The following is a 25,322-nucleotide window of genomic DNA, read 5'->3' on the forward strand; positions in this document are numbered from 1 at the left end:
CGAGGCCGAGGGCAGAAGAGCCTATTTGGCCACAGTATCCTGCTGACGCAGCACCTCATCCACTTCTGGATGTTGATCGGCTTCGATAATTGCCTGCAAGTCAGCAAGATGGGTTTTCGTGAAATAGATCGTCTCGTCGATTTGTGCGAGCACCACGCCTAGTTCGTTTGTTGTTTGCCCGGCAATACCGTCTCTCAATACCTCACGTGAGCCGTTTGCATGCCTGAACATGGCCGCGTGGTTGGGACAGAGGCACAGATAATTCTGGTCGTGATGCCGCTTCAATTCGGGTAGCAGTTCCACTGCTTCGAAATAGTACGACCCATCGTCACGTTTGAACGGCAGAACATCCTTGCAGACTTGGCAAATTTGGTCGGCATCCGCATTGGTGTACTGCTGCCGCAGATACTGCTTGGCCTCATCCTTCACCTCATCGCGTCCAACCGACACCGACCGGGTTCGCTCCTCTGTACGACGCACCGGCGCATCCGATGAGCGAGCGAGCACACGTTCACGTCGGCGTACTGGGTTTCCCGGTTCATGCTCCGGAAGAACAACACTCGCACGACGCTCGTACTCCGCAAGGATCCGCGCTTGTTCTTCTACGGGCATCGTCGCGAATTTCCGCGCGGTATCGGCGTCGGCAAAGCCGAGTGCTTTGGCCGCCTCCTGATCTCTGCGCTTGCGCTCATTGGCAGCAGCGGCTTCCTGAAGAGCCTTCTGGTTCTGAAGCTCAATGCTCTTGCCGAATTCAATAGCCTTGATCCACGGCCAGCCGGCATCAAACGTAAAACCCTCAGGAAGAAGCTCCGCTCGAGCTTGGGCAGGCTTTACGAACTGGCCTCCCTTCTGCGGGATCCATGCCTCTTGGCGCAGCTGGTGCACCAGTTGCGAACGCGCTTTGTGTGCACCACCCGCCACGTTCTTTCGATACACCGCCCACAACGGGTTCTGTCTCGAGATTTCATCGTTGCTGGTGCCTGCCAGCGTGCGCATCGTTTCCCAAACGAGCCTGGCAAGCTTTTCAGATTTTTTTGCCGCCAGACGATTAAAGCCTCTGAGGACAAAGTCTTGGTCAATTGGGTTGGTGTATCGCTCGCCGGAGACCGAACTCAGCCATTTCCATTCTGGGTTCTTGCTACAGTTGGCCTTCGTTACCGCGAGCTTTGTACGGGCGCCGAGCTTTTCAACGAACCGCGTAATCTTCACGGTATCGATCTTCAGTGAAGCATAGAAATCCGCAAGGGGGGATAACTGAGTAGTTTCACCTCCTAACTCCAGATACTCTGCGAACCCCGTGTCGAGATACGGCGCATCAAGGTAGATTTCCGAGGCCTTCCGCCACTTGTTTTCCTTCCCTACGAAAAGGGGATAGCTGGCGAGAACCGAGGCAGCCGAAGCGTCCTCATCGAGAAGCTTCATAAAGCGGCGGAGGTCGGCAAGGTAGGTCCGTTCGTTGAGCGCGAGGTGTCCACCAGTATACTTGCTCTTCAGGACGGCTTCGACCAATTGGCGCTCACCGACTGCCGTCACACCGACCGTCTCAAGAAAGCGCCGCGCACTTTCTTGCTGTGCCTTGCTCTTGCCTGAAGTGTACACGGCGCGATCAACATAATGGAGACCGTCAGTTTGCGCCTGTTGCTCCTCTAAGAAATGACACGCTGAACCGACGGCATAGCCGCCATCTGCAAGACGAACGATCTGGCAGCGCTTCAAGCGGTAAATTTCGTCTTTCGCTTCACTTTCCCGATCGAGAAGCGAATAAAACTGCTGATGCCACTCGACGCTCTTCCGCCCAAGCCATGCCATGAACTCTTCGTCGACGCCGCCCCAATTGTTCTTATCAGCATTTTCATCGAGGCAATCGACAAAGGCTTCGATATCCCAATCGCGAATCTCGAGGCCGGTCATGAAGCGCTCAACATTGGTCCCCTGCAATGCTCGACTGGCGGCCCAAAGGGGCGGATCGGTCTCATAATCGACCAGATATTCGAGGTCGTCCTCATTCAGGAGGTCCTTAAGCGACGCCTTCGCCTGCACGAGATTGTCAGCAGGTGCATGCCCTTTGCCATAGGTCGGAAACAGCGGCTCCGTCTTCATCGCTCCGCAGATTGCATCCCGAATTAGACCGTAACCATACCCCTCCCCCAGTTGATCTTGAGGATTAGGCAAAACCCCTAGGAATTCGGTCGTCAGAAGATCTTGATCTCGTATTTCGTGAAGCGCCGAAGCCGAAAGTTCAGCAAGTTGATCGTACAGCGGGTTGTTCGCGGGAGTGGCCTTGATGCTGGCTCGACTCAATTCAGGAACAAATGGTGCATGCAGATGAAACCTCAGCCCGGACACCTCTTTGTGCGCAGGGAAGAACACGCAGACCTTTCCTGGCACAGGCACGATCTTCAACTGCTGTGAGAGCGGCTTTTCTGGGGTAAATGCCTTTACATTGGGAAGAAAATCCAAAGCGAAAGCGATGGCGACCCGCTGCTTTTCCAGTGCCGCCACCGCCTGATCGAATTTCAAGAAGTGGGAGCTCGTCGTCGTTTCGCCGCCGATCTGCTTGAGCACCTCGACATGAATGGGCGTATGAGCAATTCGAAGGATTTCGCCCACAAGTGTGTCCTCGACCTCCCATCGAATCGATTCGATGTTCGGCAGAAATAGAAGAGTTGTTTCGGCAAGCTCGTTGAGGCCTGCAGCGATCTCCTCATAGGCGGCGGCTGGTGTTTTCTTCGCGTTATTGAACGGCAGCCAGAATCGCGTTCGGCTACCAATGTCCGCATCGCCGACAACCGGCTCCGGCATGACGTATTTTACGATCTTGAATGAGAAATCGGCAGCATAAATGGTTGGTGTCTGCGTGTAGACGAATACGGACTTGAAGCCGACGCCAAATTTTCCAATCTGGTCCGACGATTTCGTTTTCGTGCTGTTGTGAATGCCGGTAATCGCGCGTACGTCCGCTTCAGTGAAGGTCCTTTTCCCGTTGTGTTCAAACCAGCAGCCATTACGCGTTAGCTTAAAGGCGGCTTCCGTTGCGCCCGTATCCTCCGCATTCTGAAGCAATTCGAAGACGAAGTGAGCCTGGTCAGGATAGAAATCTTCGAAGATATCGAGGTTGATATCGTCCTCATTGGCATCAAGTCCGTCGAGAAACTTGCGCCGTTGCTCCATTAAGGTTTGCAAGAAGGAACTCATGCAGACGGCCTCGTGATGGTGACCGTGCCTACGACTACCGGAGAAACCCGAATGTCACCGGTAGCGGCCGCACGCTTCAAATCGTTCATACGCCGCTCGAAATCCGCCTGTGCTCGGGCCAATTCACTTTCCTTCATCAAGCGAATTTTGCTGTTGGTCGCTCGCGCGAGTTGGTCCTCGATAGCCTTGCAACGGGCGCGATTGCTGACGGTCAGACTTTGGATGCGCAACGCGACTAGCTGCTCATTGTTAGCGATATGGAGTGCCTGCGCCTCGGCCCATTTCGCGTGATGTCGTGCATCAAGAGCATCTTTGTCGGTGGGACCAAGGGAACCACCGCCATCCGCTGTCCGTGCTTCGGGCAAAGCGTCTAGCAACGCGGATTCAAGTGCGGGACTCAGTGCCACGGGTATCAACATCCGGTCCGGCTTTACGCCATGCATGGACCAGCGATAGATCGCAAAGGGATAACTTCCGGGGTCCAAATCGGCGGATTCGACGGTTACTGCGCAGGCCTGTGCATCAGCTACCTCCAAAGCGTATGCAGCTTGCCGAACGAGAGGATGCACGACGGTGAGGTGCAGCGATTTCGGATTCTCGGCGGCGGTCTGTTGATCAGACGTCACCGGAATCGTGGACTGTGTTCCCCTAAGCCATTTTTCCCATTCACGCGCTACGGGCTCGCTCGACTTCGGCAAGCGGCGGAAGTCGTCGAGCAGTGACGCACGGGCGGATTGATTGACACGGAGCGTCCTCAGCTTTTTTTCGCCGAGCAGATGCTCTGTGTCCGTACCAAGGCGTTTGGCCAAGTAGGTACTAACGCAAGCCTCTATCGAATGCGGCGACAGCCAAAAGGATTCTGCGGCATCTATCTCGTCCTTCCACGACTGCTTTGGAACATTGAGGCCGAACAACTCCGCCTGGCGAGCTTCCAGTTCCTGCTCTTCCTGAATCTGGCGAATGCCATTGTCCGCCAGCTGCTGCAGCCGTGCAGCCCGCTCTTCTGGCGTCAGAGTGAAGCTTTCGGCGATGTCGTGCAGTTCTTTTGTGACGGCGCCCAGAATTTCTTCACTGCCACCCACCGCGTGGTGAAACACCCCTATTCGCCACAGACAACGATCATAGATGTCAGCGTCGACTGTGCCAGGAGTCACGAAGTTCACGATGGCTACGGTCTCACTTTCCTGGCCATAGCGATCGATACGTCCGATCCGCTGCTCGATGCGCATCGGGTTCCAAGGCAAATCGTAGTTCACGAGAAAATCGCAGAACTGGAAGTCGAGACCCTCGCAGCCAACTTCCGAGGAGAGCAGCACATCGAGCGCATCGCCGTCAGCCTTTGGCAACGCAAAGCGGCGCCGCAGTTCGGCGCGCTCATCGTCCGGTACGTCGCCATGCACGAGGCCCACGCGTAGTCCTGTGTCAGCAGTGCGCTGCTGCAGATAGCGCAGCGTGTGCCTGAATGTACTGAACACGAGGACCTTGTTGTTCTCGCGAGCGCTCTTATCCTTCAGAATTTTCAGGAAAGCGTCGGCCTTGGGGTCATCCTCATCAAGCACTTCGGCCTGCGCAAGCACCGCCTCGATATCAGGCCTGATCTGCTCCACAAAGCGCAGGTCACTGTTGCCGTCGCTGTCACTCGCTTCCATCAGCTCGAGTTGGTCGAGCTTTCCGTTGAGCATGTCCGTGAGCAGTGGCGCGAGGCCATAAAGGCAGCTGGCCGCCTGACGCCGAATGGTTGTCATCATGAACGCGACGTTCTGCTGACCGTGTGCATATCCCAGAATTCTGGCAATGACCGCGAGAAGATCATCATGCAGCTGTTGTTGGGCAGACGTAAATTCGACCGTGAGCGTCTCCGGTTTCCGGCTCGTAAACTCTCCGATGTCGCGCCTGCGCGTCCGATTGATCAGGCTGCTGAACGTATACATCTGTTCGATGCTATAGATGGCCCGGATGCGTTCATCATCGCTCAACGCCCCTGAACCAAGGCGATCGTATATGTCCTGAAATTCCGGTGTCTCACGAATAAAGAGGCGCCCCCAGTCGGTCCGCGCGACGCCATCAAGGCAGGCCCGCGCCGCTTCCTGCCAATCGGGGGCAGCCACGCGACAATGCTTCACGGCCTCATTGATGAACCCGTTCGGCTCCGCCATCTGCTGGAAGCTAGGGGGATCAATGACAAGATCGGGGCGAAGGACGTTTAGAAGCGTATAGAGATCTTTACTGCCAAGCTGAACCGGAGTGGCCGTCATCAACACGACGGCCTGGGCATTGTCACAGAAATATCGAATACCCTGATGCAGGTACGTTTCCGGATTCCGGATGTGATGGGCTTCATCGACGATGACGAGATCGAATTTCGGCGGGGGATCAAGCCCCAGCAAGCCCTGATCCTTTCGGCGTCCGGTACTCGCACCCAGCACCAGATCGGAATCGAACAGCGAAAACGGCAGGATCGCTTTCGCATACTGTTCCGGCCATTCGCCCTCGAGTTCGGCTTCCTTGAGGCAATGGCGCAGGAGGGCGCCGTTAAGTGCCGAGAAGCTCTCGTCGAAGCGCTTCATCTCGTTGTACCACTTGCGCTCGGCAACCAGCGCCTTTGGGCAGATCACCAGCACCGATGAGATGTCCATCCGCGCTCGCAGTTCCTTGACGATCAAGCCGGCTTCGATGGTTTTCCCCACACCGACTTCGTCGGCGATGAGAATGCGTGGCCGGTCAGCCCGAATCAGCTTCAGGACGGGACGGTACTGGTAAGGCACGAACTGTACGCGCCCGGAGCGCAACGAAAACAAGTTGGCCGTGGATGGAGAAAGGATCTGAAGACTCGTCAGGTGCGCTCGTAACTCATCTGCCTCGAGCAAGGTCTCGTCACCTGGCGCCGCTGCCAGAGGCTGCAGCTGGCTTTCATAGTAGAGCGCTTTCGTACCGTTCTCGAAGACATGATAACGGCATTCACCGCCCCCGGGCAGCACTTCTACCACGGGCAGGAGCTTTGCGGGGTCGGCACGCAGCGCCACGATATCTCCTGCCCTAAACGCGGTCGTGGAGCCTGCCAATGTTTCAGGAAGCGACGGCGCGGCCGCATTAGCAGGGGCCATATTCACCAGCGCACGCCGCTTTTCGGCCGCCACGCTCTCGAGCGTTTCGGCTCGCGCTCCGATCAATGTAAGCAGACGCCCGAGCGTGTCTGCGTCACGATATATTTCATCGAAAGCAGGTTCTACGGTGGTGAGGTGCGCCCATTTGTTCCGGATCGTTTGAAGCTCCTTGATCCAGTTACGACCTTCTCGCGGCCACTGGCGTAATTCGGAAAGCTCGTACCAATTCTGATCCATCACGCGCAGCAGCGCAGCAAGGTCCAACTGCTCCAGCGAAGCGATGCCGCGCTCTAAGGCCATTCGTTGCTGCTGGAAGCTTAACCGATCAACGACGTGGCCACGCCACCAATCGGCAGAGAGCCTTGGCAGATGCTCACCGAGGAACGCAGCGATCTCATAGGTCGCTTCCTTAAGAAGGTCGATCATTTCAATCCGTCGACCAAAACACGAATATTCAAGATACCCCCCAATAAAACAGTTTTCTTACAATCCATCTTCCCAATTACGTGTAGCGACTGGCGAAGTTGGATAGTTTAATTATGCCGCCATTTTTTGGATGATTGATGCGATGTATATGTCACGTTGATCCTCCATGAATAGCACATGCATGGCCTCCAGCTCCTGGATCGTCTTGCCCCAATTCAGCTTGCCAAAGCGTGTGGGCGTGACAATGAAGCTGTTCAGAACAACATTCTCGCTAGTCAGCCTTGCCTGGATGTCCTTGATGACACGATGGAATTCAACCTTCTTGTGGCCAGGGCCTTCATGCTGGAGGCCATGAGGCTCGACGAAAGCCAAGTGCTGTCTGCCGTCCTTCACCAGCCATAGAAGGAAGTCGGGATAGAAATTTCCTGCCTCAAAGAAGCCCACCCCGCGCCCGCGGCTTTCGTTGCGAAGCAAGAAGAGTTCAATTCCCTCCGCCGCCAGCCGTGCTTGATCCTTTTCAATGAAAAGGCGCAGATCATCCAAGAACTGGAATTCGCTCTCATTCAATGAAACCGGCGCGATCTGGATTTTGCTTCCCTTGGCCGCATGAAGCACGGGCTCGTAGAGATGCGTGCCAAACAGGCAGCCTTTCAAGTCGCCAGCACGCAACACCCCGGCTTTTCGAGCCGATATCTCGCCGGTGAGGTTCTGGATGTCGTTGATGAGCGCGGTTTCGCTGGCATCGACGATTAGCTGGTATTCCTCCGCTTCAGGCAGGCTTCCGTCACCGGCTTCGATCTCACGGAGTTCAAGACGTGGCTCAATAAAGGCTGCCTTGCAGTAGTTGTAGTATTCTTCAGAGAATTTCTGCAGCAGCTCCGCCGCCATCTCCTGCCAGAGCGCGACGTTCCCAAAATCCGAGAACTCCATCTTCCCCGAAGGCACGACGACCTTGTACCAGGTCCGGTCAGTGAGCAGTGCCCTGATCATGGACTTGGAAATGTTGAGATTGTGCCAGGTGCGCTCACGCTTGAATTTCTCAAGACGGAAGAAAAGATCGTCGTAGTCCAAGAAGTCCAGGTGGCCATCTTCGAAAACGGTCTCCTCCTTGGTGCCCAGCCTGCTGCCCTTCTTGGACTCGAGAGACTGGATGCGGGGATACCAATCTATCGTGACGCCCTTTTGGCGTATCTTTGCCGGGACCAACGTCAGGGCCGGCACAGCGCCATCCCTCTTGAAATCGTACTCGCGACCGTCACCGCGCTTCTTTCGGGGGCGCAACACCTTGAGGCGTTGCCCGAAGTCGTACGTGACCGTCAGCGGAACTGTGAAGACCTGCTTCTGATCGTTGCGAGGCAGCTCTTCTTCTTCGAGAAACTTTCGGAATCGCTCCATGAAGTCAGCCTCGATCCCGAAGACATTCAGTGTCTCGACGTACTGGATGAGCTCCGGTTGATAGGTCGGGGTGGCGAAGCCGCTGCGCTGGAGCGACCAGTCATGCCCCTTTAGCCGAACGCCGCGCCCGAAAAGCTGGATGATCTGCGCGCCTTCGCTCTTGCCGACATGCATGAGACCAAGGGTGCTGACGCGCCAGCAATCCCAGCCCTCGACAAAGCGTTTGGAACCGATGAGCAGATTGACCGGGGAACTGGACAGGTTGATTTGCCCGAACATGGTCTCGGCAAACTCGGATTCCAGGACCGCGACGTTGTCGAACTCCTGCTCAGCGATATGGGTCGCCAAGCCGGATGCGTCGCCGACGTTGATGAGCCCGAAAGGCTTTTCGGCCTGACCGACACGCAGCATGATCTCGTTCTCGTCGCCCTTGATCCGGGCAATCGACAACTCACCACCGGCCCTGTTCTGAAAGAGCTTTTCGAGGATGTCGCGGAACAGGTCGCCGGGCTTCCAGCCCTCCCGAAGCATGAGCTGCTGCAGGTAGACGAAACCGCCGGCGAAAATGTCGCCGCCGTTCTCGTCGAGAAGACCGGTCTCCTGAGCGTTACCGGTGAGGATCCGCTCGATTTCGGCGGCCGATGTACCCTCGCTCTTCAAGAACTTCGCGATGAAGGCAAGGATCTTGCCTACGTCGGAAACCGTGGCCTTCTCGGCCTTGGATCCGGTGGCCTTGGTCACGCTGGAACCGACGAAAACCCAAAGCGGTTTCTCGATGTTGTAGGGCGCATAAATGCCCTGCTTGTCTTCGTAAAGCTTCAGCTGCTGATAGAAGCTCAGAAGGCAGGCAGTTAGGTACGAGAACTCGAGCTGAGAGAAAGTCCTCGGAAGGTTGAAGATGCGGTAGTCCTTGCCATAGCCGTCCTCGTAAAAGTACCGGTACGAATAGTCGAACAGGATCGTCTTCGCGTAGGACGCTTCGATATCGGGACGCTTCGCGGCAGTGACAGCCTCCTTCAGCGTCGCCGAGTACTCGAAAACAAAACCCTTCTCCGACAGGCGGGCGCGGCTCCGGAACCAGCCGCGCTCTTCCTGGCTTCCCATGCCGCGATGCGCTTCGTCGACAAGCAGCAGGTTCTGATCGCCCAGATTGCGCGTCGCGATGACGTTGGGTCCGTCGGTCTCCCCGAGTTTGGTCACCTCGGTGAAGTCCACCTGACGCAGCCCGTTCTTCCCCGAGGACAGCAGGTCGCCGCTGTCCGTCAGCAGGCGTGACGCGACAATGTTGCTGCCCTTCATCTCACGCGCGTGCTGCAGGGAAAGCTGCTCGTTCGGCGTGATCAATACCGTCCGCGTCAGGTCGTGCTTGAGTGGCGACTTCGAGGCGTAATGCCTGAATTGCAGGAAGTTGACGTGCATCAGCAGCGTCTTCCCCGAGCCAGTGGCGTTCTGCAGGCAGAGCTTGTTCAGGTCATCGATCTCGTAGGGCGTGATCCCCGTCTCGTATCCTTCGTCGGTCCAGTACGTGTCGAAGGCATCGACGTACTCATTCAGCGCATCTAGCAGCGCGGCGCGGTCGGCGAAGAACCGGTCGAGATAGATCTCGGCGAACAGCAGCGAGAGCCACTGGTAGTACTTCCAGACGATCGGCCGGTCGCGCTTCTCGTTGATCGCCAGCGTGTGGCTGACGATGTTGTGCTCGTAGCGCAACAGGTCGGCATGCGTGATCTCGGCGCCCGCCTGCAGATGGACGTCCAGCGCCTTGTAGAAGTGGTGCAGGTTCTCGGACGTCATGCCCTCGGGCGCATCCTTCACCGTCTTGGCCAGCGGCTGCACCGGCCGCAGGGTGCGCTTGCCGTCCTTGTGGTCCTTCAGCGGATCGAAGCCGAACAGGCTGACGATCCACTGGTTCAGCACCAGCTTGTGGCCGAAGGGGAGCGGCTTGACCTTGGATTTGGGCTTTCTCGCCATCGCTCAGCCCTCCACGTCCCACATCGCCTGATGGAACGCCTCCTCGATCAGGCGCACCTTCCAGGTCTCCTCGTCCTTGCGGAGATTGGGCAGGTTGTTGGAGCCGTTCACGTAGATCACGTCGAACTCGGTGTCCTGCGCGGAGAGGCGGTACTTCCGGAACCACTCGTCCAGCATCAGGTTGTCCTGCTCGAGATCGCCGGTCAGCTTGCGCCAGACAACCAGCGCCTTCTCCCGGTCGTTGTGATCGCCGGGGGTGCGCAGGGTGTAGCCCTCGACCTTGCGGAAGCGCCAGGCGCCGTCGTCCGTCTCCTTCAGCGCGCCGTCCAGCATCAGCCGCGTGTTCGTGTCCTCCGGCAGCTCGGGATCGACCTCGCGTTTGAACGCGGCGTCATAGCCGCGCCAGCGGTCCAGATGCTCGACATGCAGGCCGATCAGCCAATTGAACGTCTCGACCAGGTCCACGGCCTTCTCGACATACTCGTCCGTGCCGGGCTTCTTGATCTTCAGTTTGTAGGCAGTCGGATCGTCGAACCATTCGATGTTCAGGAGCGACGGGCTGCCCTTGGTCTCGAAGTCGAGCCAGTAGCGGAGCATGTAGTCGCGTGCGAAGTCCCGTGATGCCTCAAAAGCGGTCGGTGACCACCTGAAAGCGAGATTGTTTAGCGCGTCCTCATATGTCTCGAGGCGCAAGTATTTGAAGGCGCCACCTCCCTTCCAATTAAACATCTTGCTTACGCCTCGCGCATCACCCGCCAAGGTCTGCTTCATCCGCGCGAGCGATTTCTCTCGAAAGTAAGCGGCTGCCTCAATCCCAATCCACTTCCGACCCATCTTTTGTGCAGTCGCAGAGGCAGTTCCGCTGCCCAGAAAGAAATCGAGCACCACGTCTGATTTATTCGTACTCATCTCAATAATCCGAGCAAGAAGCGCCTCAGGTTTCTTGCCTTTCTTCAACTCGACGCCGCCTTCATTGTGAAGATCATTTGGCAGAACATCGAGCCAGATATCAGAGGCACGCTCAGCAGTGACGCGCCGATCCCCGATTGTTTGCAGCTTATCGGCATAGAAAATTATCTTCTTTCCGCCGAGGAGATATACATCCGGGTTTCCGGTTCGAGCATGCAAGTGAACAACGCCTGGCTCGTCTGCTGAGCGATCAACGGCAACAAGAAAATCGGCTCCAACGCCGGCACGATCAACTGTCACCGTTTGAACAACTGCATCCGCGTTCTCGCTGACAAAGTCTACTATCTCGGACTCGAGTTCATCGCCGAAGTGCTTCCTGAGCTGCCTCTTTTCGACCCCGACGTGTTCAGAGAAGGCATCAAGCAGGGAACAAAAGCTCCATTCTGTATGGCTCTCCGCGCGATTTCGGATGAATTGATTGTATCGAACGTCCCTCTCTCGTTCGGAGTAGACGTCATTACCGATCCAGGACTTCTTTTTCTTCGCATAGGTTAGAAGATAGTCAGAGATCGTGACCACGCCGGGATTGATAACCTTATGCCCTGTGACACTGCCGCGCTTGACGGTTACAAGTGGAAGGCGATTTGTCTCACCGAATATATCATCGCAGAGGAATCGAAGAGATCCAATCTCTTCTGGCCCAATACTTATCGAGAAAGCTCCCGATTGATCCAGGAGTGGCAATGCTTGGGTTAGGCGAGTTCGAATCAATGATAGCCAACTCGAATGTGGATAGTTGTCTTTGTAGACGAAGCCGTCATCTCCAGTGTTGAAGGGCGGATCAATATAGATAGACTTCACACCTTCGGTCGTTGAACGGCGAATGATGTTCAGGCCATCACTGTTCTCTGAGTTGACCAGAAGGCCATCGAGCGCCTCAGAAGATACGTCGATTTTGGAGACCAATTTCTCGACGAAAGGGGCGGAGAAGTAAGCAGTGTCCAAGACTAGGTTTCTGGCCTGAGCGTCAGATCTCTTGGGAAGAGAATTGCTCTTCGGGAAATCGCAGATCGATGACCACTCTTCCCGCTGTGCCTTGTTCGCGGCGATCTCCGGATAGAACTCCTCTGGGATGCGGTCGAGCGTGATGCAGTACTGGGCGTCGACGACGAACTTCTTCTTCAGCCAAAGGCGTTTCTGGAAGTCTTCGAGCTGGGCCAGGAAGTCGATCAGGTGCTGCGCAATTCGGCGTAGCACCTTGACCTTGGCCAGGTAGACCTCCACGAGCGGGGCATCGGCAGACTCGATGTCGTCCAGCCGCATGACCTCGTTCTTGATGTAGAAATCCAGCTCGCGCCGCAGGAACCCGCCCAGATCCTTGTGGATGAAGTAGTCCATCGTGTTCCGGCCCGTGTACTGGGCCAGGTACTTCTCCAGCAGCGTCCGGTCCTTCTCGGCCTCGGTCGGCGCCGGGGTCATCAGCGCGGTCACATAATCGTCCGCGCCCTCCAGCTTGGGCAGCAGTGCCTTCACCTTGTCGGCCGCCTCGGCGAGGCGCTTCTTGCGCCAGGTGCCTTCCTGGCCGGTCTTTTCGGGGTCCGGGCGGTACTGGAACTGGATCACCAGCTCCGGCTCGCCGGTGTCGCCCGTCACGATCTTCACCGGCTCCGGCTCGTGGATGATGAAGTAGCGTTCGGTCTGCTCGGACGCCTTGACGTTGTTGTGCTCACCCTCGGACGCCGAGACGATCCGGCAATGGACCTTAAGCGGCTTCTGTTCGAACAGCGCGCCGTGCTTGCCCTTGAATTCCTTCGCCTGCGTCGGATCGAAGGTGAAGTTGGTCAGGTACTCGGATGTCTTGATGTAGTACTGATCGCGGTTTGCCCAGTGCAGATAGACCTCGCGCCCGTCATAGGGAACGGCGTAGGGGGCCGCCTTGCCGTCCGTCTCGCGCGCGAAGTAGCGGCGGCTTATGAAATCGCCGTTGTCGTAGTAGCGCTCGAAGAAGCGGTAGAGGTGGTCGTAGACGTCGCCCTCGTTGCTGCCGCTGTCCTTGGCCGCGTCCCAGGCGGCCTTGGCTTCCTTCACTTTCGGCGCGGCATCCGGATCGGGTGCGCCGAAATCCTCGGCCTGCTTGCGCGCGGCCTCGTAGGCAGCCTTCGCTTTCTCGACACGGGCGCCGTCCGCCTCGCCGAAGGCGTTGCGGATGATGCCAAGCAGATCTTCCTCGAGAAACTTGGTCACCTGACCGGCCTTCGCATGCATGATGCGATAGAAGCCGAAGTCCAGGTCCGGCTGGTCGAGCTGGAACAGCTCCTTCAGCAGGCTGATCAGACGTTCTCGTTGTTTCTCGACGTTCGGCATGTGACGGGTTTCTCCTGCGTTCTGTTGGCTCACACCACCGCCCAGCGGACGGTGAAGAGCTCTTGTTTGCTGATGTCTTGTTTAAGGCGGGCTTCCAGGTCGGAGATCATCTGATCTCGTTCCTCGATGATCTCGTCCTCCACCTCAAAGATTCGCTGGCGCAGCCGGCGCTTGGACTTTTCCAGCTCCTGGATCTGCGTCTGGATGCGATGCTGCTGCTCGGGAGATTCGGCTGTTCGCGCTTCGCGCTTGAGCTCAAGAATCCGCGCCTTCGCGTCCTGCAATTCCTTTTCGGCGGCAAACACCTTGTCCTCGGCCCATTTTTCCAGCTTCCGACTTTCCTCGGAAAACCAATGGGCGTTCTGCCGTTTCAGCGACTCGATAAGGTCCTGTTCGCGTTGTACCAGTATGGATTCCAACAGCGCCCGCTCGTCCCTGCTTTCGCCATGGGCTTGTCGGCAGGGCATCTCGAACAGACGCCGAACAATGCTGGGATCAATATCACGCCCGTCATCCGTCTTGGCCACGAACAGGATGTGGTCCTGTTCGTCAAACCCGGAAAAGCTGAGGCAGCGAGCGGCGAGGATGCCTGACTGCCCCACCAACGGCTCGATGCTGACTGCCTTGGCTGGCCATCCGGAGTAATCGAAAACGATGTTTGCACCGTTCAGATCGCGCTCACGTGCCCTCGCAATCACGTGCTGTGCGAGTGGGTGCGCCAAACGGTATCTGTGCTCGCTTAAGCCATTCTTGGCGATGCCGTAGCCCCCGGTCGGGACGTCCAAGCCGTCAGGCACGCGCTTCAAGGTGAAGGTGAGGTATTCGTCATCGAAATTGGCGTGCTGTCGCAGCTCATGCTGGGTAACGCCCCACAACATTCGTTCGTATCGCCCGATATATTCTCTGCTCTTGTCCAGATTGAATTTGAGGCGGTCGTGGACCTCGGCATCGAAGTTCTCCAGCAACTTGCGACGCGTATCTTCCATGGCAGCATTGATGTTCTCGTCCATCTCGGCGCGTAGGCGCTCGAACTCAGCCTCGATCTCCTCCGTGGATCGGCAGTTTTGGTAGATGGAAACGATCCGCCTCTCGAACTCGACGCCAGATTCAACGGCTCCGAGCACCTCGTCCGAAGCGCCGAATACCCCGGAGAACAGCTGAAACTTCTCAGCCAACAGCTCGTAGACACGCTGATCGGCCGCATTGTTCTTGTTGAGGAAGTTAATCACGACAACATCGTAAAGCTGGCCATACCGATGACAGCGTCCGATCCGTTGCTCAATTCGCTGCGGATTCCACGGCAGGTCGTAGTTCACGACGATGGAACAGAATTGCAGGTTGATACCTTCGGCCGCAGCCTCGGTTGCGATCATGATTGACGCTTGCTCGCGGAAATATTCCACCAGTGCGGCGCGAATGTCGGCGGCGCGGGAACCAGTGACACGATCAGTCCCCGCGTGCTTCCGCAACCAATTTTCGTAAATAGCTTTCGAGTGAGGATCGCTGTTGGAGCCGTTAAAAAGCACAAGCTTGTCGGCGTACCCATTTTCCGAAAGCAAGCGTACGAGATACTCCTGCGTCCGGCGCGACTCCGTGAATATGATGGCCTTCTGTGCTGCACCAAGCTCTTGCGTCTTGGCGAAGCCGGCTTTCAATGCGCTCACCAGCGCCTGCCCTTTGGCATTCTCGGAGATTGAAACAGCAAGGTCTCGAAACTCGCGAAGGTCAGCGATTTCCTGCCGGATGACCGCAATATCTTCAGCCGTAAGGAGCTCTGGCTCCTCGTCGCTGTCCGACCATTCGTCGGCAACCTCTTCGTATTCCTCGTAGTCCTCGGACAGCTCTTCTTCGAGCTTCTCCCGAAGGTTCGTGTCATCCTTGAGCTGGCGTTCCAGCTTCCGGGCTAGGGAGTCGAGGGCGCCCGCAATGGCGAACGTGGAAGAAGCCAACAGCTTGCGCATGATCAGGGTCATCAGCGTCCGTTGGCTAGACGGCAGTGCCTGCAGAGATGGTCGCCGAAGGTAGTCAGAAACCATGTCGTAGAGCGATTGTTCCGCCTCGCTTGGAGCGAACTCTTGAGTGATGGGGATCCGATTGGTGTAGCGGATGTATTCCAGCACCTGTCGGCGCAGAGTCCGGTGGCAAACGGGCTGAAGGCGATGCTTCAATTCTTCAAACTGGCCGTCACCGGTCAAACGCGCATATTGGGATCTGAAGCTCTTCGCATCGCCAAACGTGTAGTCATCGATCAGGCTGACGAGACCGTACAACTCCATCAGTGAGTTCTGAAGCGGGGTCGCAGTCAGAAGTACCTTCGGAACATTTGCAAGCGCGCCCTTCAGTGCTCGGCCGATCCGGTTATCCGGCCTATAAACATTTCTGAGCCGGTGAGCTTCATCAATGACTACCAGGTCCCACGGGATGACCATCAACTCTTCGGCATGCCGCGCGGCGAACTGGAGCGAGCAGATGACGAGCTTCTTCTGCTCGAATGGCCGGCGAGCCCCTTCCTTGGCCATTCTATTATAGTTCTTGGCCTCCAGGATTACGGTTGGCAGAAAGAACTTTTCCTCAATCTCCTGCGACCACTGCTTGCGCAGATTTGCCGGAGTGATGACAAGGATCCTGCGCCTGCCTTCTGTCCATTTCTGCGCCAAGACCAGCCCCGCCTCGATGGTTTTGCCGAGGCCAACCTCGTCAGCGAGGATGGCTCCTTTCGAGAGCGGTGACTTAAATGCAAACAGGGCGGCTTCCACCTGATGCGGATTAAGGTCCACTTGCGCATCGAGAAGGGCGCCCGCAAGCTTCTCGGCGTCTCCGACCGAATGTCGCCTACTCAGCTCATAGGCGAAAAGTTTCGCGTGGTAGTCTGTTACAAAATTGGTCCCCTCACTCATTGATAGCGCTCGCATCCTCGTTCCAGGTACGGCTAAGGGAAGGGTGAGCTGCTTCGATCAAACTTCTGTTCAGAAGTACGATCTGCTGGTCCTGGGGCCGTCTCGCAGCAGGGTCTGTATCCAGACCCAGGCGCTTGAGCGCGTAGTAGAGAAGCGCCTTCCGGACCGGGATCTTGGCTTTCCCGCCGCGCATTCCGTAGTCGAGGGCGACAACCCTCTGCTGTGTATCGGACAGTTCGGGATGCGGTCCGACCTCCAACGTGATTTCCTCGTTCCAATCGGTGTCGGCGTCGGGCTCAACCCCACTGGGTTTGGAACCACGCGTTTCGACAAACCGAGCGAGGAGGAAATCCTTGTAGGTTTGGTCGATCTGGCAGAAGGCCCGCGCGTGCCAACGAAAGCCATCAAAACCGATGGCGTGCGGCGCGATCCAGCGCCAGCGCGGCTCCGGCCGCGAAAGCGACTGATATTTGATCTCGATGGCGAGATTATCGCGAATGGCGCCGAGAACGGTCCGTAGCGTTTCGTTCGTGACATCCCGCGCGGGTACAGGTGGGCCACTATAAGGCGGAAAATGCGCGATCCACGACGCTGCAGCCGGCAATATGCCTTCGGCGACAGATCGCAGCTGCGTGAGATAATGGGCGGCGTCAGGCCTTAAAAAGCACGGCTGGAACGCCTCGCTCGCCACGTACCGTTTGGCGCTTTTGTCGTAGACGGCATTGTGCGGTGCGCGTTCCTGATAAAGCGTCAGGTCTTTCGATGCCTGCGGCACCGACACGTCAAAGGCCTCGACGATATCGGATCGGTTGACCCCGCCTTCCCAATAAAGACGAAACTCAATGAATTCGAGCCGGCGCTCTACGCCCCATTTCAGCACCGTTTTGCCCCCCGGCATCGCAAGCATCCCAAAGTCGATAGCAACAGAGACTCGATGGGAATATCGACGTGACCCGTTAAGTTATTATCCCCATCTGGAGGGCAGGTCAATCTACGAGAGATGGCGAATGTCGGTGGCCGCTTCAGATCGCGCGGATCAGGACGTGGTTGCGGAGCCCCTTCTAGCCCGGGCAAAGCCGCGATCCGTGGCAATGAACCGCTCGAGCATCGGCACAATCAGCTTCACCGGATCCGCCGCGGCTTGACCGCTCTCGCGGGCCAGCACTTCGGCATAAGCGGCCAGATCCCGATGGAGCGGCCCGGGCAGCGCCACTGTCACCTTAACGGGTTTGTCCTCGACGATGGGACCCAGTTTCAACTTCGCCATGATCAGCTCCTGTAGGGCTCGAGCACGAGGTCGCGGGTGACGATTACCCGAACCGGGAAACCCGGGCGGATGGTGAGCGTTGGCTCGACCTGCAATTGTCGCTGGATGATCTGCTGCCCAGCCTGATTGATGGTGTCCTGCGCGCCGTCACGGATGGCGCGGATCAGTCGGTCCTCGTCGCTGGTCGCGAGCTCGGTTCCGATGCCGAGCAATGTCGAGAGCCCGGCGGCCTTCATCAGATCCCACCAATGATAGTCGACGCCGTCTTCAAGTCCGGCATAGCCCGAAGCGTCCGCGCCGGGCTGACGCTCCAGCACGATCGAATGGCCATTGGGGAAGATCAGCCTGTTCCACGCCAGCAACACGCGCCGTTGACCGAAAGTCACGCCGTCATCGTATTCACCGATGATGCGGGTGCCCTGCGGGATCAGAAGCAGGCTACCGGTCGGGCTGTCATAGACATTCTGGGTCACCTGGGCGGTGATCTGTCCTGGCAGATCGGAACGAATACCAGTGATCATCGCCGCCGGAATCACGGCTCCCGCCTGAAGGATGTAGGGCGATGCAGGTGCCATGACGCGATCGAGGGCGACTGTCTGCCGATCGACGGGCTCATTGAGGAAAGCGGTGTGTCTGTCCTGTGCGGCAGGCAGCCCCCCAAGATCGAGGCCGGCAAGGCTGGATGCAGCCGCACTCGGTGTGGCTCCAGTTGCAGGAGCGGCCTGAAAGAACACACGACTGGTGCGAGCGGCTTCTTTTTCAGCCAAACGGCGCTGCTCCTCGGGATCGACGGCTGGCGCTGTGATTGCAGGCGGCGCGACCGGCTGCCCCCGGTTCTGGGCATCGAGGATCGGACCGCCGAGATCGCCCGGCAAGGGCGATCCAAGAACCGGGCCGGTATAATCGCGCGGCAGTCCGGATAGCCCGTCTGCCGTCGGACGGTTCTCGACAGAATAAAGCTCTTCGCCTCCAGGCTCGGCATCGCGCGTCTGCAGCGCGTAGATGAGCGCACCGCCAATGCCGAGAAGTACGATACCGCCGATAGCGGCGAGCATCCTGCGGGATAGGCGGGTGACCCGGGGCGGCTCCGCGCGCAGCCGCATTGGAGCTGCGGCGTCCTTGGGAGTAGTGGCTTCCGTCATGACGGGGCGCCTCCGGTCGCAGAAGAGGACGATGCCGCAGCTTGCCTTTGCTCGATGCGGACGATCCGGACCGTCTGCTGGCGATCACCGCTGCCAAGGCGAAGCTCGGCCGCACCGAACAGGTGATCGACGATCAGGATATTGTGGTGGACGCGGCTGTTGACGATCTGCGGCTCGCCATCGGCCCCAAGAACAAAGATCGGCGGCATCTCGCCCTGCACGATGCCGCGCGGGAAAACGACATAGACGCGGCGGCCATCATCGAAGACCGAGATAGGACGCCATGGCGGGCTGTCGCCGGTCAGACCATAGCGGTAGTTACGCGCGGCTTCCTTGGGGATGATCGGCGCGGCAGGCGTACTTTGCCGCTGCCCGGGTGGTGGCGCCGGATAGGCCCAGGCCACCGCCGGCATATAGAGCGCCTCGCGAGCCCGCAGTTCAATCATATAAGTGCGCCGGTCGGTGGTGATGACCAGATTGGTCGAAATTTCCGGCCGCGTCGGCTTGACCAGAATATGCACCTGCGCGGCATTGCCCGACCCGCTCGTCGTATCGCCAATAATCCAGCGGGCGGTGTCACCGGCCGCGATCGGCCCCGCGCCGGTCAGGCTTTCGCCTGGTTCGAGCGCGATATCGGTGATCTGCCCCGGTGCTGCATAGACCTGATAGAGCGCGCCCTGTGACCACGGATAAATCTGGATGGCATTGTAATAACCCGCACGGCGCGGCTCGACGCGCGCGGCAGCGTTGGCATTTTCAACGCGGCCGGCCGCGGTGCTCGCAGGTTCTCCGCCGCGCGCAACGGTCCAGCCAGGGGGCGTATGCAGCGGTCGCGGCCGATCATCGGCAATAGAGGCCTGGACTGCCGGCAGCGGCGGCACGTCAGCGTCGTAGCTGAACTGCGACGTTCGGTTTGTGGCACAGCCCGCGAGCAGGGTCGTGCCGAGCAGTAAAGCTACCGATACGGGTTTGCGGAAAGCCGGACCTGCGGATGTACGGATGGCGGAGATCATTGGCTCATCTCCCGCGACCAACTGATGGCGTTGACATAGATGCCAAGCGGATTGGCACGCAGGCGTTCGGCATCGCGCGGTGTCTGGATCACGATGGTGAGGATCGCAGTCCAACGCTCGGTGGTGGAGAGCTGACCGTTTTCATAATGCCGCTCGATCCAGGCGACGCGGAAGGAATCCGGTGAGGCCCGGATAACCGAGGACACCTCAACGGCGATCTGCTGGCGCCCGACACGGGCGAACGGATCGTTGGCACGGGCATAATCGTTCAAAGCCGCCGCTCCGCGATCGGTCGTCCATTCATAGGCGCGCAGCCAATTCTGCCGCACAATGATCGGATCGGCCGGAATCGAGCGGACCTGCTCGATGAAGCGGCCGAGGTGCCAGGCGATTTGAGAATCGGTCGGCCGATAGTCGGCCTGGGCCGGCGCGACCGCTTGCGCCTGGCCGAGATTATCGACCTGCACCACCCAGGGCACCACGGTCCCGCGCGCCGATTGCCAGACGAGAGCCGCGGCAAATCCAGCGGTAAGGATCAGGGAGCCGAATGCCATATAGCGCCAGTTGCGCGCCTGGACGCGGGCCGAGCCGATGCGCTCGTCCCAGACCTGGGCGGCCTTCTGATAGGGTGTCTCAGGCTCGGGGCATTTGCCGTAATGGGCGGCCGGGCGTTTAAACAAGCTCATGATCGGTCACTTTCGGAGACGGAGACGGAAGAGCCGCCGCCATGGCTGTCGCCGGAGCGGACGGCATGGGCGGTCATGGTGGTGCCGTGGCTGAGCGCCTGCCGCCGCTGCATCCGCCGCGCCCAAGCGGGCGGGCCACCGGCCGGCGAGGACGACCCTGCTGCCCCTGGAGTGACACTCGCACCCCCGACACCGCCCGTGGAGGATGAGCCTCCGGTCAGACCGAGACCGGCACGCGCACCGTCGGAGAAGCTGGACTTCACGCTTTGCGAAGCCCTGGAGACGGCGTTTTTCAACGGCGATATGGCGGCCGACCCTGCTGCCCGGGCGACGCCGCCGACACCGGACGCCACCCCGGCCGCACCAGTCTGACCGAACGAGCCAAGGCTATAGGCGGATGTGGCAGCGCCCGCGGCGGCCGCACCGCCCCGGACAGCGGCGGCTCCACCGGAAAGCGCTGCAAGGCCGCCTTTCGCCGCCATGCCTGTGGCAGCGCCTCCGGCGACCATCATGCCGCCGGCGGCAAGGCCGGTGCCGACGGCCGATCCTGCGCCCAGTTGCGGCCCGCCCGAAACGAGCCCCGACGCAATGCCGGGTCCGAAAATGCCGAGCCCAAGCAGTGACAGCGCCGCCAAGACGATTGCCATGGCATCGTCAATGGTCGGCATGGCGCCGCCAAAGCCCGCGGTGAATTGACCGAACAGGGTCGAGCCAATGCCGATGATAACAGCAAGCACCAGCACCTTGATGCCCGAGGAAACGACATTGCCGAGCACACGCTCGGCCATGAAGGCCGTCTTGCCGAAGAGTCCGAAGGGAATGAGAACGAAGCCAGCGAGGGTCGTCAGCTTGAACTCGATCAGCGTGACGAAGAGCTGGACGGCGAGGATGAAGAAGGCGAGCAGCACCAGCGCCCAGGCGAAAAACAGGCAGGCAATCTGGATGAAGTTCTCGAAGAAGGACCAGTAACCCATCAAGCCGGAGATGGATTCGAGCAGCGGGCGGCCGGCGTCGAGCCCGGTCTGCGCCACACGGCCGGGCCGCATGAGATCGGCGGCGGAAAAGCCGGTGCCCGAGGCTTGCAGCCCGAGCCCGGCAAAGCTCTCGAAAATGATCTTCGCCAGGTTGTTCCAGTTCCCGATGAGATAAGCGAAGACGCCGACGAACAGCGTTTTCTTGACGAGGCGCGCGATGATGTCGTCATCGGCGCCCCAGCTCCAGAACAGGGCCGCCAGCGTCACATCGATGACGATCAGGGTGGTGGCGATGAAAGCGACCTCGCCGCCAAGCAGACCGAAACCGGAATCGATGTAGCTGGTGAAGACCCCCAGGAAATTGTCGATGACGCCGGTTCCGCCCATGGATCGCTATCTCTCGCCCGGTTGCGGCGCGGCGGGCGCCGGCGTGTTGCCCAAAAAGCGGTCGCGAGATTCAGCCCATGCCGACAGGCAATCGGGATCACGGGTGGCGGCTTCGCCAAGTCCCTGGCAGCGGCGGAGCATCGCCTGCAAAGGGTTCGCCGAGGGCTGAAGCTGCGGCACGGAGCTGACGCGCGTGGTATCCTCCTGCCGCGTCAGCTCGATCACCGTGGCGGTAATCGCGATGGCGACGAATATCACCGCGCCAAGCCGGACCAGCATTTTGCTGTCCATGGCCACCCCTCCCCAGCGTCTTAATTGCCGCTGCCGAACATTTGCGCATTGCCAGGCTGATAACCCGAACCCGGCGTGAGGAAGCGCTCGCGCTGGACACGCCCCTGCTCGGCGGCAGTGGCGCGCTCGGCCTCGATCAGCGCTTCGGACCGGCCATTGGCCGATAACAGCGCGACCAGATCGGAAAGCTGCTGCGACTGCAGCGCGAGAAGCTGATTGCCGGCCTGCGTTGCCTGTAACGCTCCGCTGGCATTCTGGCTCTGACCAACGAGGGTGGCCATTTCAGCGCGGTTGGTGTCGATATTGCCGACCACGCCGGCCTGGACGCGCATCGCATCCTGCAGGCCGCCCACGGTGTTTCCCCAGCGCGTGCGCGCATCCGCGATCAGCTGCTGATCGGTAGCAGAGAGCGAGATCTGGCCGTATTGCTGCTCGAACGCCTGATCGATCTGGCCGACCTCGAACGCGATGTTCTGCGCTTGGCCCAGAAGCTGCTGGGTGCGCTGCACGTTTTGCTGAAGCTGCTGGAGCGCGGAATATGGCAGGCTGGCGAGGTTGCGGGCCTGATTGATGAGCATCTGCGCTTCGTTCTGAAGCGAGGTGATCTGATTGTTGATCTGCTCGAGCGTACGCGCGGCGGTCAGAACGTTCTGCGCATAATTCGTCGGATCATAGACGATGCGCCCGAACCCGAACTGGGCATGAGCCGGGCTCGATGCGATGGGCGCAAGCGCGACCGGCACGGCGAGCGCAAATGCCAGAAGCGACGTCCTCGCGAAACGGGCAATGGGGATACGGATCATGGGTGGGTCTCCTTTTCTGGCGCGCCACCAAGCACGGCGGGCTCCGTCAATTCCGGCCGGCTTGCGAGATTGGTGAGATCGGGAATGAGGTCAGCGGCCCAATCGACGCCGCGATGACGCAGCCACGCCTCAAGAAAGGTATCGCTTCCATGCTCGGCATGGATGCCCGCGATGGCGGTCTGATCGGATTTGGAGGATGCGGCGCAGAGCGCGAGCCCGACTTCGCTCAGTCCCAGCTCAAACAGCCGATTGCCGCGCCGCGACTGGCAATAGTAATCCCGCTTGGGCGTAGCCCGCGCCAGGATCTCGATCTGCCGGTCGTTCAATCCAAAGCGGCGATAGATCGCGGTAATCTGCGGTTCGATGGCCCGCTCATTGGGCAAGAGCAGCCGCGTCGGGCAGCTTTCGATGATGGCAGGCGCGATCGCGCTGCCGTCAATGTCCGATAGCGACTGCGTGGCAAAGATGACCGAGGCGTTCTTCTTCCTCAGCGTCTTCAGCCATTCGCGCAGCTGGCCGGCAAACCCCTCATCGTCCAGCGCTAGCCAACCCTCATCGATGATGAGCAGTGTCGGGCGGCCATCGAGCCTGTCACCAATGCGGTGGAAGAGGTATGACAAGACGGCCGGCGCCGCGCCTGTGCCGACCAGACCCTCGATCTCGAACGCCTGGACATCGGCGGAACCGAGATGTTCGGTTTCAGCATCGAGCAATCGCCCATAGGGGCCGCCCACGCAGTACGGTCGCAGCGCCTGTTTGAGATCGCTGGATTGCAGCAGCACCGCGAGCCCGGTGATGGTGCGTTCGTCGACGGGCGCCGAGGCGAGCGAGGTCAGTGCCGTCCAGATATGCTCCTTGATCTCGGGCGTGATGGCGACACCTTCGCGCAGCAGGATCGCGCCGATCCAATCGGCGGCCCAGGAGCGTTCGTGCGACTCGTCGATGCGGGCGAGCGGTTGCAGCGAGACCGAAGCATCCGACCCCTCGGTCAGCCCGCCGCCGAGATCATGCCAGTCACCGCCCATGGCGAGCGCGGCGGCGCGGATCGAACCGCCGAAGTCGAAGGCGAAAATCTGGCTACGCGCGTAGCGACGGAACTGCAGCGCCATCAGCGCCAGCAACACTGACTTTCCCGCGCCGGTCGGGCCGACGACCAGGGTATGGCCCACATCGCCGATATGAAGGGAAAGCCGGAACGGCGTCGATCCCTCGGTCTTGCCGTAAAGCAAAGGGGGCGCTGCGAGGTGTTCGTTCCGTTCCGGCCCCGCCCACACGGCCGACAGCGGGATCATGTGGGCAAGATTGAGCGTCGATATCGGTGGCTGCCGGACATTGGCGTATGCATGTCCGGCCAAGCTTCCGAGCCAGGCATCGACCGCATTGACGGTCTCGGTCATGGTATTGAAGTCGCGGCCCTGAATGACCTTCTCGACCAGTCGCAGCTTTTCGTCGGCGATGCGCGGATCGGTATCCCAGACCGCGACACTGGCCGTGACATAGGCCATGCCTGCGGTATCGGCGCCGAGTTCTTGTAAGGCCAGGTCGGCATCGGCGGCCTTGTTGGCCGCATCGGTGTCCACCAGAGCGGACGCCTCGTTGGTCATGACTTCCTTGAGGATCGCGGCGATGGATTTGCGTTTGGCAAACCACTGGCGGCGGATCCTGGTCAGCAGCCGCGTCGCCTCCAGCTTGTCGAGCAGGATGGCGCGGGTACTCCAGCGATAGGGAAACGCCAGCCGATTCATTTCATCGAGAAGACCCGGGGTTGTTGCGCTCGGAAATCCGATGATGGTGAGGACCCGCAGATACTGGTCACCCAAACGCGGCTCCAGCCCTCCTGCGAGAGGCTGATCCGCGAGAAGCGCGTCGAGATAGATCGGCGTCTCGGGCACGCGCACGCGGTGGCGGCTCGTCGAAACGGTCGAGTGAAGGAAGGTCAGCGTCTCGGCGTCATCGAGCCAGCGGCACTCGGGCATGAACCCGTCGAGCAGCGCCAGTATCCGGTCGGTGCGATCGATGAAGCCGCGCAGCAATTCGTGAGGATTTACACCAGACTGCTCGCGTCCCTCGTAGAGCCAGGTTTCAGCGCGAGCGGCGTCTTCCGCCGGCGGCAGCCAGAGGAAGGTCAGAAAGTAGCTGGACACGAAGTGCGCCCCGGCTTCCTCGAACCCGGCCTCTCGCTCGGCGTCGACCAAGGCAGACGCGGCATCGGGAAAGAGACTTTCAGGATAGGTCGCGGCTTCGAAGCGCTGCGCTTCGACGAATATGCTCCAGCCCGAACCCAGTCGGCGGAAGGCATTGTTGATGCGACCGGCGACCGCGACCAGTTCGGCCGCCACGGCCGAATCCAGATCAGGGCCGCGGAACTTTGCGCTGCGCTGAAACGAACCATCCTTGTTCAGCACCACGCCGGGAGCGGCCAATGCCGCCCAGGGCAGATAGTCGGCCAGTCTGGCGTTGCGGCTGCGATATTCGGCGAGGTTCATCATGCCTCCGCC

General features: G+C 59.3%; 14 protein-coding genes. All 14 read right to left on the reverse strand.

The features are described from left to right. Positions 1-21: 21 nt before the first annotated feature. The 14 genes from KCN53_RS12085 to trbE all read right to left on the reverse strand — a co-directional run bounded on the left by KCN53_RS12085 (position 22) and on the right by trbE (position 25,313). Positions 22-3,195 (reverse strand): sacsin N-terminal ATP-binding-like domain-containing protein, encoded by a 3,174-nt coding sequence (locus tag KCN53_RS12085; RefSeq protein WP_143712211.1) that lies wholly within the window; start codon positions 3,193-3,195, stop codon positions 22-24. Further along, a complete protein-coding gene (locus tag KCN53_RS12090; RefSeq protein ID WP_088712213.1) occupies positions 3,192-6,725 on the reverse strand; it encodes a DEAD/DEAH box helicase in 3,534 nt (1,177 codons plus the stop codon). The genes KCN53_RS12085 and KCN53_RS12090 overlap by 4 nt, the downstream gene beginning before the upstream one ends. Before the next feature lie 111 nt (positions 6,726-6,836). After that, a complete protein-coding gene (locus KCN53_RS12095) occupies positions 6,837-10,091 on the reverse strand; it encodes a DEAD/DEAH box helicase family protein (protein WP_088712212.1) in 3,255 nt (1,084 codons plus the stop codon). 3 nt (positions 10,092-10,094) lie between these two features. Further along, positions 10,095-13,364 carry a DNA methyltransferase gene (locus KCN53_RS12100; protein WP_088712211.1) on the reverse strand — a complete coding sequence of 1,090 codons (3,270 nt, stop codon included), beginning with the start codon at positions 13,362-13,364 and terminating at the stop codon, positions 10,095-10,097. A gap of 29 nt (positions 13,365-13,393) precedes the next feature. Further along, positions 13,394-16,261 (reverse strand): SNF2-related protein, encoded by a 2,868-nt coding sequence (locus KCN53_RS12105; RefSeq protein WP_088712210.1) that lies wholly within the window; start codon positions 16,259-16,261, stop codon positions 13,394-13,396. Further along, positions 16,254-17,168 (reverse strand): WYL domain-containing protein, encoded by a 915-nt coding sequence (locus KCN53_RS12110; RefSeq protein ID WP_317988423.1) that lies wholly within the window; start codon positions 17,166-17,168, stop codon positions 16,254-16,256. The genes KCN53_RS12105 and KCN53_RS12110 overlap by 8 nt, the downstream gene beginning before the upstream one ends. 129 nt (positions 17,169-17,297) lie before the next feature. After that, positions 17,298-17,528 (reverse strand): DUF2274 domain-containing protein, encoded by a 231-nt coding sequence (locus KCN53_RS12115; RefSeq protein WP_088712208.1) that lies wholly within the window; start codon positions 17,526-17,528, stop codon positions 17,298-17,300. A 2-nt stretch (positions 17,529-17,530) separates the two neighbouring features. After that, complete coding sequence (locus KCN53_RS12120; protein WP_172406304.1) at positions 17,531-18,631, reverse strand: TrbI/VirB10 family protein; 1,101 nt, start codon at positions 18,629-18,631, stop codon at positions 17,531-17,533. Positions 18,632-18,666: 35 nt separating this feature from the next. Next, positions 18,667-19,683 (reverse strand): P-type conjugative transfer protein TrbG, encoded by a 1,017-nt coding sequence (gene trbG / locus KCN53_RS12125; RefSeq protein ID WP_088712206.1) that lies wholly within the window; start codon positions 19,681-19,683, stop codon positions 18,667-18,669. Then, positions 19,680-20,363 carry a conjugal transfer protein TrbF gene (trbF, locus tag KCN53_RS12130; RefSeq protein WP_431768022.1) on the reverse strand — a complete coding sequence of 228 codons (684 nt, stop codon included), beginning with the start codon at positions 20,361-20,363 and terminating at the stop codon, positions 19,680-19,682. Before trbF ends, trbG begins: the two co-directional genes overlap by 4 nt. A 2-nt stretch (positions 20,364-20,365) precedes the next feature. After that, positions 20,366-21,730: a P-type conjugative transfer protein TrbL gene (gene trbL / locus KCN53_RS12135; RefSeq protein WP_088712204.1), complete on the reverse strand. Its 1,365-nt coding sequence runs from the start codon at positions 21,728-21,730 to the stop codon at positions 20,366-20,368. Positions 21,731-21,736: 6 nt separating this feature from the next. After that, positions 21,737-22,021 (reverse strand): putative entry exclusion protein TrbK-alt, encoded by a 285-nt coding sequence (gene trbK-alt / locus KCN53_RS12140; protein ID WP_088712203.1) that lies wholly within the window; start codon positions 22,019-22,021, stop codon positions 21,737-21,739. Between the two features lie 20 nt (positions 22,022-22,041). After that, complete coding sequence (gene trbJ, locus KCN53_RS12145; RefSeq protein WP_088712202.1) at positions 22,042-22,824, reverse strand: P-type conjugative transfer protein TrbJ; 783 nt, start codon at positions 22,822-22,824, stop codon at positions 22,042-22,044. Then, positions 22,821-25,313: a conjugal transfer protein TrbE gene (gene trbE / locus KCN53_RS12150; RefSeq protein ID WP_088712201.1), complete on the reverse strand. Its 2,493-nt coding sequence runs from the start codon at positions 25,311-25,313 to the stop codon at positions 22,821-22,823. The genes trbJ and trbE overlap by 4 nt, the downstream gene beginning before the upstream one ends. Between the last annotated feature and the right edge of the window lie 9 nt (positions 25,314-25,322).

Source organism: Pacificimonas aurantium (assembly GCF_020092905.1).
Lineage (GTDB): Bacteria > Pseudomonadota > Alphaproteobacteria > Sphingomonadales > Sphingomonadaceae > Pacificimonas > Pacificimonas aurantium.